11 protein-coding genes are annotated in these 14,099 nt (G+C 68.7%); 1 reads left to right on the plus strand and 10 read right to left on the minus strand.

Annotation, left to right across the window (positions count from 1 at the left end):
- Positions 1-206: 206 nt before the first annotated feature.
- From trxA to MAY35_RS14180, 8 genes are all read right to left on the minus strand, one after another.
- Positions 207-545 (minus strand): thioredoxin, encoded by a 339-nt coding sequence (gene trxA, locus MAY35_RS14145; protein ID WP_238421936.1) that lies wholly within the window; start codon positions 543-545, stop codon positions 207-209.
- A 62-nt stretch (positions 546-607) separates the two neighbouring features.
- Positions 608-1,624, minus strand: coding sequence for a thioredoxin-disulfide reductase (trxB, locus tag MAY35_RS14150; RefSeq protein WP_238421937.1), 1,017 nt, complete (start codon positions 1,622-1,624; stop codon positions 608-610).
- Positions 1,625-1,788: 164 nt separating this feature from the next.
- Positions 1,789-2,550, minus strand: a complete 762-nt coding sequence (locus MAY35_RS14155; RefSeq protein ID WP_238421938.1) for a hypothetical protein — start codon at positions 2,548-2,550, stop codon at positions 1,789-1,791.
- A gap of 263 nt (positions 2,551-2,813) precedes the next feature.
- On the minus strand, positions 2,814-3,377 hold the full coding sequence (gene sigM, locus MAY35_RS14160) for an RNA polymerase sigma factor SigM (protein WP_238421939.1): 564 nt from the start codon (positions 3,375-3,377) through the stop codon (positions 2,814-2,816).
- An 83-nt stretch (positions 3,378-3,460) separates the two neighbouring features.
- Positions 3,461-3,835, minus strand: coding sequence for a thiocyanate hydrolase (locus tag MAY35_RS14165; protein WP_238421940.1), 375 nt, complete (start codon positions 3,833-3,835; stop codon positions 3,461-3,463).
- A gap of 16 nt (positions 3,836-3,851) precedes the next feature.
- Entirely contained in the window at positions 3,852-4,592 is a 741-nt protein-coding gene (scnC, locus tag MAY35_RS14170) for a thiocyanate hydrolase subunit gamma (protein ID WP_238421941.1), read from the minus strand.
- The gene (locus MAY35_RS14175; RefSeq protein ID WP_238421942.1) at positions 4,589-5,446 is read right to left on the minus strand and encodes an SH3-like domain-containing protein; all 858 of its coding nucleotides are present in this window, start codon (positions 5,444-5,446) and stop codon (positions 4,589-4,591) included. Before MAY35_RS14175 ends, scnC begins: the two co-directional genes overlap by 4 nt.
- Positions 5,447-5,583: 137 nt before the next feature.
- Positions 5,584-6,363, minus strand: coding sequence for a TetR/AcrR family transcriptional regulator (locus MAY35_RS14180; protein ID WP_238421943.1), 780 nt, complete (start codon positions 6,361-6,363; stop codon positions 5,584-5,586).
- A gap of 113 nt (positions 6,364-6,476) precedes the next feature.
- On the opposite strand from MAY35_RS14180, the gene MAY35_RS14185 reads away from it, so the two are divergent.
- Positions 6,477-7,430, plus strand: a complete 954-nt coding sequence (locus MAY35_RS14185; protein WP_238421944.1) for a sterol desaturase family protein — start codon at positions 6,477-6,479, stop codon at positions 7,428-7,430.
- Here MAY35_RS14185 and MAY35_RS14190 read toward each other — a convergent pair.
- Entirely contained in the window at positions 7,414-11,400 is a 3,987-nt protein-coding gene (locus MAY35_RS14190) for a murein biosynthesis integral membrane protein MurJ (RefSeq protein WP_238421945.1), read from the minus strand. The genes MAY35_RS14185 and MAY35_RS14190 overlap by 17 nt on opposite strands.
- Positions 11,397-14,006, minus strand: coding sequence for a DUF6049 family protein (locus tag MAY35_RS14195; protein WP_245404082.1), 2,610 nt, complete (start codon positions 14,004-14,006; stop codon positions 11,397-11,399). Before MAY35_RS14195 ends, MAY35_RS14190 begins: the two co-directional genes overlap by 4 nt.
- Positions 14,007-14,099 lie beyond the last annotated feature (93 nt).

Genomic DNA, 14,099 nt, shown 5'->3' on the forward strand with positions numbered 1-14,099 from the left:
GGTACATCGGTCGAACGTCAGCCTGCATTCTCTCAGCTGAACTTCACGACACCAAACTGCCCACGGTATGAGCGGCATGGCCCCCTGCGTCGTGGTCTCCGGTCGAGACCACGGCCGACACTACCAACGCAAACAGTCCGCGGGTGGACGACAGCATCGTTCACCCGTCGGACTGTTGCGATGGAGTGCGGAGAAACTGCAGGTGATCAGGCTGACTGACCGACCACCGAATCGAGCTCGCGCAGAAGTGCGGCCTTGCCCTTCGCGCCGACGATGGTCTTCACCGGCTGACCCTTGTCGAACAGGATCATGGTCGGGATGGACATGATCTGGAAGTCCCGCGCGGTGGCGGGGCTCTCATCGACGTCGACCTTGGCAACGGTGAGTTTGTCACCGTGGTCGCGTGCGATCTCCTCCAGAACCGGTGCCACCATGCGGCACGGGCCGCACCAGGTAGCCCAGAAGTCCACGAGAACCGGCTTGTCGGCACCCAGAACGGTGTCCTTGAACGTCGTGTCGGTGACGGCGACTGTATGTTCACCCATGGTTGTGACCTCCTTGGTCGTACCGGACGACGGGCGCCCGGGTGGTAAGTGTGGGGAGAGGCTCAGGCAGGCGCCTGGACCGCGTCGATCTCGGACACCGTCGACGCTTCGGTCTCGTCGACGGTCAGGTCGGCGGCCTCACCCTGTTCGGCGAGCCAGCGCTCGGCATCGATGGCGGCAGAGCAACCGCTGCCGGCGGCGGTGATCGCCTGACGGTAGGTGTGGTCCACCAGGTCGCCCGCGGCGAACACGCCGGGCAGCGAGGTGTGCGTCGTGCGCCCCTGCGTGAGTACGTAGCCCTCGCTGTCGAGGTCCACCTGTCCGCGGACGAGCTCGCTGCGGGGATCGTGGCCGATTGCGACGAACATGCCGGTCACGTCCAGCGTGCTGACCTCACCGGTTCGCGTGTCCTCGACGGTCAGACCCGACACCGAGCCGTCTCCGATGACCGACGTGACGGCCGCGTTGGTGACGAAACGGATCTTGTCGTTGGCGCGGGCACGCTCGAGCATGATCTTCGACGCACGGAACTCGTCGCGCCGATGGACGAGCGACACACTGCGCGCGAACTTGGTGAGGAACGTCGCCTCCTCCATCGCGGAATCGCCACCGCCGATGACGGCGATGTCCTGGTCCTTGAAGAAGAATCCGTCACAGGTCGCACAGGCAGACACCCCGCGACCGAGCAGTTGCTGTTCGCCCTCGATGCCGAGGTAGCGGGCCGCGGCTCCCATCGCGAGGATCACGGCGCGGGCGCGGAACACCTCACCACCGACCTCGACCTCCTTGACCGGGCCGGTCAGGCGAACCGTGTCGACGTCCTCCATGCGCAGGTCGGCGCCGAATCGGATCGCCTGTTCGCGCATCTCGTCCATCAGGGCGGGGCCCTGGATACCGGTCTGGAAGCCGGGGAAGTTCTCGACCTCGGTGGTCGTCATCAGTGCACCACCGAACTGGGTGCCCTCGAAGACGATCGGAGATAGCTCGGCGCGCGCTGCGTAAATCGCTGCGGTGTACCCGGCAGGGCCAGATCCGATGATGATCAATTCGTGGATCTGCTGGGTCTCTGGCTGGCTCATCCATCCTCCGTGCTGTGGGTTTAGCGAGACCCGCGCGGTGGACGCGGGGTCACGGCTGCTTCAACACAAGGGTAAGCGGAGATGTTCCCGCACACCCGCGCCGTGCGGTCGACCGTATCCCCTGGGCAGCGAGGCCGTCGGCCGCCCGCCCGCCGGTCAGCCGGTCAGCCACCGATGACGGACCGAGAGATGAACGCCGGGTTGCCCGTGTCACAGTCCACGCCGACGATCAGTGCGTCGAACCGACCGGCGACACCGGTCGACATCAGGATCGCGGCGGCCGGGGTTCCGCGCACGGTGATCGGTCCGGAACCGACGATCACGACCCGGACGGGGATGAGGTGGGCGGCTGTGCAGCGCCGAAGCGCGGCGACGGATCCGAAAGGTGCCCCGTCGGTGCGACCCAGAACCGACAGCGCCGTTGCCGCGCCCACGGGATCCGGCGTCGGTTGGGCGGTCGCGGGGCGAGCCTGCGGAGGCGACGCGTCGGGGCTGGACACCATCCGGAAGATCCCTACGGATCCGGCGACGACGACGAGAACGGCCGCCGCAGCGGCGAGCCATCGACCGGCCGACATCCGGCGATCTTGTGGGGAGGGCGATTCGCGGACTCGCCGCCGGGCATCGAGGACGGTCGGGCCCTGCCCCGACCCGGCGAGTGCGGCCAGGGTGGCCTCCACATCGGCGCGCACAGGGTCAGGGACCGCGGTCATCTCGGGTCCGGAAGCCCGAAGATCGGCGACCGTCCGGTCCAACCCGGCCAGGATCGACTGTGCTACCCGATCATTCGCGATCTGCGCGCGGACGTGGGCGGCAACTGGGTCCGAGAGGGCTCCGGCGTGATAATCCGCGAGTGTCTCCGCGGAGTACGGCGGATCGGGTAGGTCGCCGTACCGGGTGTCGTCGTCGGGTCCCCGAGGGGTCATGGTGTCAGTCTCCCATTCCGGGGTGTCGGGCGTCGGTGTCGGGCGTCGGCGTCGAGGTCGCTGAGCGGTGTCGCTGAGTGGTGTCACTGGGTGGGTCGGTGAGTGGGTCGGTGAGTGGGATCGTCGGTGCGCAGTGATGTGTCGGGGTTCTGGGGATCGGGTCCGGGTGTTGTCGTCGGATACTTGGACGCGTCCCGGGCGGATTCGGTTCCACGAAAATCGAGAGCCCGTCAAGCTGGTTGTCGCGCTGTGCTTTCCGCACACTACTCACGTAGGTGTCCGAGTACCTGGGCGAGTCGGAGCCGGCCGCGCGCACACCGACTCTTGATGGTGCCCTCGGCGACGCCGAGTATGGTCGCCGCCTCGGCGACGGAGTACCCCTCGAGGTCCACCGCCACGATTGCGGCTCGCTGACCCTCGGGCAGGACGTGCAATGCCCGCCCGATCGACACGGACAGGTCGACGCCGGCGATGTCGTCGTTGGTGTCCGCGATCGCGAGCACGTCCCAGTCAGGCAGCGGGAGCGTACTGCGAACCTTGTTGCGCCGGATGCGATCGAGGCATGCGTTGACCACGATGCGATGCAGCCAACTGGTGACCTTGGCGTCTGATCGGAAGTCACGCGCCGTACGGTGCGCGGCGATCAGCGCGTCCTGGAGGGCGTCGGCGGCGTCCTCGGCATTCTGGCTCGTCCGGCAGGCGACCGAGTACAGGTAATCGAGATGCCGTCTGATCAGATCCGGAAAGGCTTCGGCGTCGCCCGCGAGGTGGGCGTGCAGGAGTTCCTCGTCGGTACGCGTCTCGGTTGCGTCAGTCCCCCCGGCCATGGGCTGAGAGTAGTGGAGCACACCCGACGTCATCCGAAGGAGCGACGCCTGTGTACAGATGCGGGTGATCCGCGAATCCGTCCTCAGGCTTCGAGGCGCGCGCGGATCGCCGTCATCCGTGACCGCAGCTCATGTTCGTCGATGACACCGCGGTCGAGGAGCGTGTGCGCGAGCGCCACGAGCTGGCTCTCCGGATAGGGCAGCGTGGCGTAGGTGGTCGACGACAACCGGTCCTCCTCGTCCCGCCGTTCGACGCCCCCCGGCGGATCCGCCCCCTCGACCCTCGTCGAGGCGTCGGCGGCTCGGTCGAGTGCGTCGCAGAGGCCGTCGAGGCTGGTCTTCCATGGCGGAACAGGGTTCTCCACACCATATTTCGACGCCATGCGGGTCCACACCTGATCGCGCTCGACGATCGTGGCGAGGGGTTCGTAGGCGCCCGATCCGTCCCCGATGGTCATCCCCGCACTCCTGCGTTCACTCCCCCGCCGGATGGACGGCGGGACGAATGGTGGACACCGCATTGGTGGTGACACCTGGTCTCGGCAGGGCGACGCCGATCAGACAGTCGCGCGTGATGATCTCCGCCAACTGATCCTCGGTCCAGCCGTCGGTGCCGACCGGCCGCTGCGGCATCACCATGAACCGGTGTTTCTGGTTCGAGTCCTGCACCCGCACCGAGACACCCTCGGGCAGCTGGAGTCCGAACTCCGACAACACCTGCCGAGGCCAGCGGACCATGCGGCGGCGGTAGTTCGGCGTTCGGTACCACTCGGGGGAGTTGCCCAGGATCGGCCGCGGATAACAGGAACACAGCGCGCACACGATGACATGGTGCAGCGTCGGGGTGTCGGCGAGGATCTCGAAAGCCGTGAAGTCGCTGGGTGTTCCGAAACCGGTCGGCTCCAGCCAATCCACGCCGACTTCCTTGCTCGCGGCCATCGGATCGGTCAGGGCCAGTTGTTCGAAATCGGGATCGAGCCACGCGCGGGCGACGAGCGTGGCCGCAGGCGTCGGCCCGATCTGTTCGGCGAACTCGGTGAAACGCCGATGCTCCTCGGCGGTGAAGAGACCCTTCTCGATGCACAGCTCGCGCAGCGCGATCTCGAGCACCTCGAAGTCGGTGATCTCATCGACCATGGGCTTGACCGTCCGCGCGTGGTCGTGGTCGTGGCTGTCATGCTCATGGCTGTGATCGTGACCGTGACTGTCACTCATCGGGTGTCGTCCTTCCCGCCGGCGCGTGCCAGCCAACGTTCGGGGATCTCGGTCTGCAGGGTGTCGTCGGCGGGGCCGGTGTACCCGTGCCAGAGGTCGCCCATGGCGAAGCGGACCACGTAGAACCATTCGGCCGGGGCGTCCGACAACCCCCAGGTCTCGTCCTCGGGGGCGGGACTCTCATACGCGACGGCGGCCACCTCACCGACCGCACCGCGGACGTATTCCGGTGTCCGCGTGTACAACAGGACTGGCAGCTCGCGGACCTCGACACGATCGCCGACCGCGAAGGCGGCCTCCCCCGCCCGTCCGGCGTACACCTGTGGATCGCCGATCCCGACGGCGTGTCGGTGGTGGCTGTTGCGAGGCACATCGGCTCCGTCGCCGACGCTGCGCGGTGTCGCCTCCGGCAACCGGCCGTTCAATCCGCCGGCGTAGCGCTCCTGGACCTCGAGCATGCGCTCGCTGAGCTCACCGAGCGCGATGTGGTGTTTCTCCACCAGGATCCTGGCGACCGCGAGCAACCATCGGCCGTAGTAGGGAAACCCGAGGTAAACCGTTCGTCCCACGTCGACATTGCCGATGCGCCGCCGTTCCTCGGACAGCCAGATCCCCCGCCACGCCAGGACCTCGCACATGACGTAGGTCATGTGCTCCCATTGTTCGTAGGCCTTGCCCTCGTAGAAGATCGGCGCATCGGGTTCGCCACCGACGTCATGGACCGGCTTCATGTAGGCGGCGTAACGCGAGTGGTCGAGCAGATCCGGCGTCGGGGCGTCGGGTAGTTCCGGGAATGACGACTGAAGTCGCGCAACGAGTTCCAATTGTCGCGCACGGTCGGATGCAGTGCTCATCGGACACCTCCCGGACCACGGGTCCGACAGCTCGAAGCAGAATGACTCGAAATCTACACCCGGCGCTGCCGCGCTCGTGGCGTTTTCGAGGGCACGCCGTATGCCGCAGTGGCTGCGAGGATCAGGCCGGAGGAGGATCAGGCCAGGAGTCGGCCGTATGCGGCCACGAACAGCTCGACGCAGACGTCGAGGATGGCGTCGAGGGCGGCGGGCCGTGTGTGCGCACTCCCCTCGCCGGCGTTCTGCTCGTGCGCGCTTTCGTCCGGGGCACCCTCGTCGAGCGCGACGTACCAGTCGACAAGGAGTTGGGTCACCGCGCCGACGAGCCCCACCGAGGCCAGGCGTTCGCGGTCCGACGGGGGGCGGGATCCGCGTGCGAGAGCCAGGATCAGGTCTGCCCACTCGTGGATGGCGCGCATGCGGACGCGCTCGATCTCCGGGGACACCCCGACGACCTCGACGAGCATCACGCGGGCACGGCGCGGATCGTCTCCGAGGCAGGACATGAAGGCGCCCAGCGCGGCGCGCGCGGCATCCGGAACTTGCTCGGGCGCAATGCCTTCGACGCGTTCACGATCCTGAGCCGCATCCGTTGCCGGTACCTCAGGTCCTGCCGTTCCGGCCGCTGCCGCCACCGTCGCCGCACGCACGAACGCGACGCTGTCGTTGTAGACGGCCACGAGCAGGTCGGCCCGGTCGGTGAACGACTCGTAGAAGTAGCGCTGGGTGAGGCCGGCCTGCTCGCAGACACTCTTGACCGACGCTTTCGCGTATCCCTCCTTGCCGAACACGTCGAGGCCGGCGTCGATCAGCGCTGCTCGACGCCGCTCGCGGCGTTCGGCCGGGTCGGCTCCCCCATAACGCCGGCCGGTGCCAGCGCCTGTGCCAGTGGCGGGCGGGGTCGACGGAACGGCCACCGCGCGCCTCCTTCGCCAGTCGGGGGTTTACATCGCAACTTCTGACACGATACCTTGTCAGAACTAAGTGACACGCAGCCGTGTCAGATGCCGTCCGAGAAAGGGGGGACGCCGTGCTGGAGTTCTTGCCGGAGCCGATGCGTGAGCCGACCGTGCTCGCCATTCCGTTCTTCGTCACCCTGCTGGCCATCGAGTGGTGGGCCGCAGCCAAGCTCGAGCACGATCACGAGGACGGGTTGCCGGGGTCCGCGGAGGGGACGGACCGCCGGGCTCGGCCGGGAGCCTACGACTCCCGCGACGCTCGATCGAGTGTGACCATGGGGCTGGTCTCCATCGCGACCAGCGCATTCTGGAAGTTCCTCGGATTGCTGCTCTACACCGTGTTGTTCGCCTACGTGGCGCCGTGGCAGTTGCCGATCGGCGAGTGGTACACGTGGGTGATCGCCTTCCTGGGCGTCGACTTCCTCTTCTACTGGAGTCATCGGGTGTCCCACCGGGTGCGGCTGATCTGGGCGACGCATCAGGCGCACCACTCGAGCGAGTATTTCAACTTCGCCACCGCGCTCCGACAGAAGTGGAACATCAGTGCCGCGGTCCTCATCTGGATTCCGTTGCCGCTACTCGGGATTCCGCCTGCACTGGTGTTCTTCGCCTACTCCCTGAACCTCATCTACCAGTTCTGGATCCACACCGAGCGGATCGGCACCATGTGGGCGCCGTTCGAGTTCGTCTTCAACACGCCGTCGCACCACCGGGTGCACCACGGGTGCGATCCGGAATATCTCGACCGCAACTACGGCGGGGTGTTCATCATCTGGGACCGGATGTTCGGCTCGTTCGCGCCGGAGATCCGGCGGCCGCGCTACGGCCTCACGAAACCTGTGGGTACGCACAACATCTGGCGCCTCCAGACGCACGAATACGCGGCGATCGCACGGGACGTCCGATCCGCGTCGACATGGCGCGCCCGGCTGGGTTACATCTTCGGCCCGCCGGGATGGGCGCCCAACGAACCGACCGGGAGTGCCGGGCGGAACGCGACCGAGAGTGTCAGCCGGCCATCGTGATGCGTGAGATCTCTGCCTGATAACCGCCGGATGCGCTCGGCAGGCTGGTGATCCAGACCATCACGTAGCGGCTCTCGAGCGGCTCCGCGATCGGGATGGTGGTCGAGTTCTGACCGACACGGCTCGCGGCAACCGGCGTGGTCCGTGCGAAGGCGGGCCTGGCCGACGGGGCGGAGCGGATCTCGACGTCCATCCCGGGTGTCGGCGTCTCGATCGTCACGGACTTGACGGCCCGTTCGGAGCCGAGGTCGAACATGAGGCCGAGACCCGGTTTGAGACCACCGAAGTCGGGTCGACCCCGGTAGTTGTCGGTCTCCCATGGCGGGGCTGCCCCGGTGATGACGTTGCGGACGTTGGCCGAGTTGTCCGGCGGTTGCGAGGAGAAGTCGACGACCGACACCGACTGCAACGGAATGGCCGCCGGTGCCGGCTGCCCGGCCGGCGGGGCCGGGGCATTCGCACCGGGTGTGGGCGCGGGCTCGGTGGTGGTGATGATCGAGTCGATGTCGCTCGAGCCGTCGCTTCCGCCGAAGACGTTGGTGGCGCCCAGGATCAGGGCGATGATCACGAACAGCGCCAGGAGGCCTGCTCCGATCAGCAGCGCCACGTTGCGGCGCGGGGGTTTGCCGTCGCCGCTGCCGATCCGCGGCGCGACCGTCACCGGTGGCGGGGCGTCGGCGTCGGTGATCGCCGGCAACATGTCGGTGTTGAGGTCGACGACCGTCGCCTGGTCCAGGACGTGTTGCACCGTCGCGGCGGTGCGAATGCCGCGTGATCCGTCGAGGGCCCGTGCGGCGACCGCCGAGATCTCGAACGGGATGTCCGGCTTGGCGGCACGGGGCTCGATCGGCTGCGAGTCGTCGCCCGGGGCCGCGACCGGTATCCCGCCGACGGGTTCGGTGACGTCTGCCGTGGTCACCAACCGCGAGCCGGTCTCGGGGTCGAGCGCCCAACGGTTGAGCAGCAGGGCATAGAGCACCGCACCGAGTCCGCGGACGTCGGAGGCCTTGTCGTCTCCGGCGAGTGTGCCGGGGAAGGCGAGGACGGCATTGCCGTCGTGGCTGATCCGGATGCGGTCGGGATGGTCGATCGACAGTGCGCCGCCGGACCGGTGGGCGATCTCGGCTGCCGCGGCGAGCGAGCGAACCGCGCGTGCGGCGCCGATGGGTGACGGCTCGGAGCGCGCGACGTCGGCCATCGACGACCCCGGGACCCACTCGGCCACGACGATGCCACCCGAGGAGCCGCGGACGACGTCGAGGACGCGCGCGACACCGTCGGAGTTGATCTGGCCGAGCCGGAGCGTGCGCGAGAGCACCGCCTGCGGCCCCTGATCGGAGATCTTGGCGGCCTGCCCGCGTTCGGGCGGCGGCGCGAGCTGCTCGGCGTCGACGAAGGTCAGTGCCACCTCGCGGTCGAGGTTGATGTCCTGTGCCCGCCAGAACTGGAGGCCCCGGCTGCCGCCGTGCTGCTCGAGCAGGCGGTACCGTCCGCCGGCCACGGCGGCACCCGGTACGAGGCGGGGACCGCGACGGCGCGTGGAGTCCGGGGCGTCAGCCGCACCGGATGCCGTACTCGGGGTGGCGGGAGGAGTCTGGGCGTCGCCGGCGCCGGGTTCGACGGGCGGCCCGGTGGGAGCAGTGGTGTCGACCTCACTGTCACTCACGCGACGCACTCCTCTCCTGCGGTATCTGATGTCGCGCGGAACCGGCGCGAACTCGGGGATGGGACGCACATCCCGATGTGCGCCGATCGCGCCACCGGTGTGTACGGAGTACGACTGCCACGTCGCCGTACCTCTGTCGAAGCGGCGCAGCACCTGTACCTGACCAGAGTACGGGAGCGATTCGTCGGCGGTGACCCGCGGAAACTGAACTGTGATCGCCGGTGACTGTGCACGTTCGGGCTCCGCGGGAGGAGCGAGGGAGGGGATGAACCGGCCCAGCACGCGACGTACCGCCATGCCGATCGCGACGACGTCCGGGACGCGGGCCGCGGCGAGACCCGCATAGGTCACCGCCAGCACCACACCCGCGGTGAGGACCACGTACAGAACCGAACCGACCTTGCCGAACCAGCCGATCATGTGGTCGAGCCCGGTCATCTTCGCGACCGCCCACACGGTCGCCGAGACGCCGAGGGAGACCGCCAGGGTCACCAGCGATGTCCGGGTGACGTCGGTGAGTCGTGCCCCGCGGAGGCGACTCCGCAACAGGAAGTGGCCGACGATCGCACCGACCAGGTAACCGAGGCCGTTGGACAGCGCGAGCCATCGCACGATCAGCTCCGGATCGTCGAACAGCACCGGTCCCAGGTACGACGACGCGACCTTGACCACGGTGATGCCGAGGGCGATGAAGGTCGGGGTCCAGGCGTCCTCGCGGGCGTAGAACACGCGCAGCTGGACGAGCGTCATCGAGTACGGGATCAGGGTGAACGCGCCCCAGGCGAGGACCGACCCGAGCTGCGACGCCGAGGCGGCGTCGAATTTGCCGAAGTTGAACACGGCGATGGCGATCGCCGGTCCGAAGAACGTCATGAACGACACGACCGGGACGAGCGCGACCATCGTGAGGCGGGTCGCCAGCGACAGGTCGTCGACCACGGCCTTGGTGTCGTCGGCGGTGGCGTTGCGCGACAGCCGGGGCATGATCGCCGTCAGGATCGTGACGCCCAGCACGCCGTAGGGCAGCTGCAGCAACTGCCAATGCGTGAAGTAGATGCTGACGCCCGAAGCGTCGGCCGAGGACGCGATGCGATAGGTGACGATCAGGCCGACCTGCAGCAGGGCGACGTAGGCCACGATGGCCACCGCCATGTTGCCGAACTGGCGCAGACGAGCGTCGATCCCCCACTCCAGGCGGAGGCGGACACCGGCCTTGCGCAGGAACGGCACCAGGATCGACGCCTGCAGCACCACACCCAGCGTGCAGCCGATACCGAGGACGAGCAGCTGTGGATCGCTCATCCGGACCGGGTTCAGCGTGATCTCGCCGGGCACCACCGCGTAGAGCACCAGCGTCGTGATCTGCACGACGTTGTTGAGCACCGGCGCCCAGGCACCGGGTTTGAAGTGGCCGCGGAGGTTGAGGATCGCGATGAACAGCGCGGAGAGCCCGTAGAAGAGGATCTCCGGAAGCAGCAGGTAGGCGAGCGCGGTGGAGAGTTCGCGGTTGACCTGCCCGTCGCCGAGGTTCAGGTAGGTCAGCAGTGGGGCGGCGATGACCGCGATCACGGTCGCGGAGCCGAGCACGACGACCGTGATGGTGAAGATGCGGTTGATGAAACCCTGGCCGCCGTCGGGATCCTCGGCTTCGGCGCGAGCGAGCAGCGGGATCACGATCGCGGTCAGCACCGCGCCGAGGACGACCTCGGCGATCATGTTGGGCAGCACGTCGGCGGCCTGGAACGCCGAGGCGATCGCCGGACCCAGCATCGCGAGGATGAGCACGGTCCGCAGGAACCCGGTGATCCGGCTGAAGAGGGTGGCGATCGCAATCGAGCCGCTGGTCCGGAGGATGCTGGAATCGGAGTCCCGCGCGAGGCCTGTCGACGACGCGGCCTCGTCGGCGATACCGAGGGACTCGGCGTTCTCCTCCAGCACGCTCGGCTGACGACGGGGGTCGGGGGCGGTGGCCACCCGCCCGGCCGGCGCGGCCGTCGGCGCCGGACCGCCCGCGGGGCGTCGTGTGTGCGGTTTCGCCACGGGGACGTGCCGGGTCGCCGCCTCGGACTGGGGCGGCAGCGGCCGTCGCGGTGGCGGCGGGGCCGGGGTCACCCGATCGGCGGAACCCCTGGTCGGTGGAATCCTGGCGGGTGGGACGCGGCCGGGTGGAATCTTCTCCGGGACCGCACGCCCGGGACGCTGGGACGGCCCCGCGCCGGGTTGCCCCGACCGCGGTGCACGCGGCTCATCGTTCCGGGTCACGTCGCTTCTGCCGCCGTCCTCAGGTCGTCGAAAGTCGGTCATGAGGGGTCGTCGCCCGCATCCTCGTCATGCATCCGACCCTCGCTCTGCAGGGTACGACGTCGCTCCTGATACCCGCTTCCGGCGAGCATCCGTTCCAGTTCGTCGGGCTCGGGACGGTCGGCGTCCGCGGGGTCGGGTTGCCCGCGGAAGCGATGCCAGAGGCGACGCGCGGTCAGCAGGACCAGCGCTGCTCCGGCGATGATCGTGATGTAGAAGAGCGGCTTGCCGTAGGCGTTGGTATGCACCGAGAGACTGATGGGCTCTCCCAGCGACACGCCCGTCACCGTCGACAACTGGATCTCGACGCTGATGGCCTCGGAGGTCTCGCCACGCGTCGGGAGCTGGATCTGACGTGTCCCGCGCGCGGGGATCTCGATCACCCCGAGATCGCCGATCTCGATGTCCTTCGGCTCCGAGGTGGTGAGACGGGCCCGGATGGGAAGCGCGAGGTCGTTGCTCACCACGAGAAGCAGCGGACTGCGTTCGGAGGCCAGGGTGTAGCGGCCCCCGGGATCGAGGATGCTCACCGACTGGCCCATCCGGTGCAGGGTCGACGAGACGGCGCCGATCCGCTCGGACTGCATACGCCGCAGATGGGTGTACACCGCTGTACCGCGCGCGTCCGGCGACCGGATCGCCCGCAGCTGATCCTCCCGCAGCGGGGACATGTAGCGCTCGGGAGTCGCGGCCACGTCCGCCGAGCGCACCAGCGAACCCTCGAACTGCCAGCTGTCCTCGACATTGCGACGGATGGCCGCGGTCGCGTCCGTCGTCAGCACCGAGCCGATCCGATCGATCGGGCCGACCCCGGCCGGATCCGTCAGGCGGGCGGGGTCCGGCGTCTCGGCGAGATCGGCGACGAGCGTCGGCAACGGGGTCGGGGTGGCCGCCCCTGATTCGAGCAGGAGCCGGGCCGTGGCGAAGATCGCCTCCGAATCCGTGACCGTCGGGGACCAGTATGTCGGCGGCACCAGGAACGCCGACCTGCCGACCACCGGGTCACGGGTGCCGGTGGACGGACCCCCGGTACCGGAGTTCGCGGGGGCGGGATCGGGCGCGGCGATCGCCGGGTAGGCCAGTGCCCCGATGACGGTCTGTCGTCGGCTGCCCGGCGACTCGTCGGTGAGGTCGACGCGCTGGCCGGGTGGGGTGAGCGCCGGGGTGCTCGGTGCCGTGCCGATGCCGGCGAACGACGCGGTGATCGGGGCGTCGTAGGTCTGCGCCGCGAGCCCACCGACCCGGTACCGGCCGGTGTCGTTGCGTCGGCCGGTGGGAACCACCGAATTCGACGCGACCGCCGTCGCGGAGACCTGGGCCTGCGCCAGTGCCTCGGCACCATCGTCGTCGATGGCCCCCAGCGCGGGGATCGACAGGCCGCGCACACTGCGCACCCCGAGGACGGTGTCGACGATGTCGGCGGGTGATCGCAGCGCGGCATCGGTCAGCCCCGCGTTGCCTATCCGGGTGAGCGAGCTCAGGTCGGCCTGCGCGAACGGCAGGGCCACGACGCACATCCGGCCCGCGGTCCAGCGCAGCGCGTCGAGCCATCGAGCGGCGGCGTCGGCACCGTTGCCGGGTCGGGTCGCGGCGGTGGGATCGGCCGGGTTGTCGGAGACCTCGTACCCGAACGACATCGCGCGCACGGTGATGACGAGGTCGGGGTCGACGGCCAGGCACATGCTCTCGGCGAGCTTCTCGGAACCGGGCAGCACCGTCGGCTCGGGACCCTCGGACGTCGTGGGCGCGGACGCCTCCGAGACGGCCGATCCCGACTGCTCGCGGGGTGGTTCGCCGACGACCCGCTGGAGTGCTTTGAGCAGTTCGTTGAGCCGTCCGCCGTCGCCGAGTGAGCGTGCCATGTCCTCGTTGATGAGACGTACCGGTTCGGTGTTGCCGCCCAGCACGCCGGGTGCGAGCTGTGGAGGCGCCGCCAGCGGCCAGAGCATGGTCATACGCGCCGGACTCGACAGGTTCGCCGACACCGAGCCGTCCGGGCCGAGACCCGGGACCGGTTCGGTCGACGAGTACTCGGAACTGGGATCGACGTAACCGGCGGCACGCGTGTCGTCGGGAGGCAGCGAGAGCACCGGCAGCAGCATCCGCGACCCCGCGACCTGGGCGGTGTTGCCGTACTCGGGGGTGCCGTTGACGTTGACCTGCACGGGGTACACGCCCGTGCGGGAGATCCCGAGGCCCTGACCGGCCGGACCCGTCGTCGCCGAGAGGGGCATCGACATCCGGAACCCGACACTCTCCCCGGGGGCGAGCGAGTCGGTGAGTGCTTCGAACGGCCCGGCGACCGCGACCGCCGGATCGTCGTCGGCGAGCCCGGTGCGCAGCCCTGCCGCGGTGGTGACCGGATCGCCCCGTTCGAGTCGGATGGTGAGGTCGGTGATCGACCGGTCGCCAACATTCTCGACGCGCCCGCTCACGGTGACCACCGGACGGCTCGTCGTGGTCACGATGGTCGGACTCATGGAGTCGATGACGATGCGGGCGAACCGTCCCGCGTCCGGCTGCTCGGTGTCACCGGCATCCGAGGTGGTTGTACTGCTGCCGGTTCCGGGTTCTGCCGATGCCCGTGGCGTGACGCCCGGCAGGACCATGAGCCCGACGATCGCGAGGACGACGGCCAGCGCAGAGGCGGCGCGCACGCCGGAACGCGACACTCTGGATCGCAGTGGACGGGACCGACCGAT

Origin of the sequence: Gordonia sp. 'Campus' (assembly GCF_022206305.1) — a bacterium.
Taxonomy (GTDB): Bacteria; Actinomycetota; Actinomycetes; order Mycobacteriales; family Mycobacteriaceae; genus Gordonia.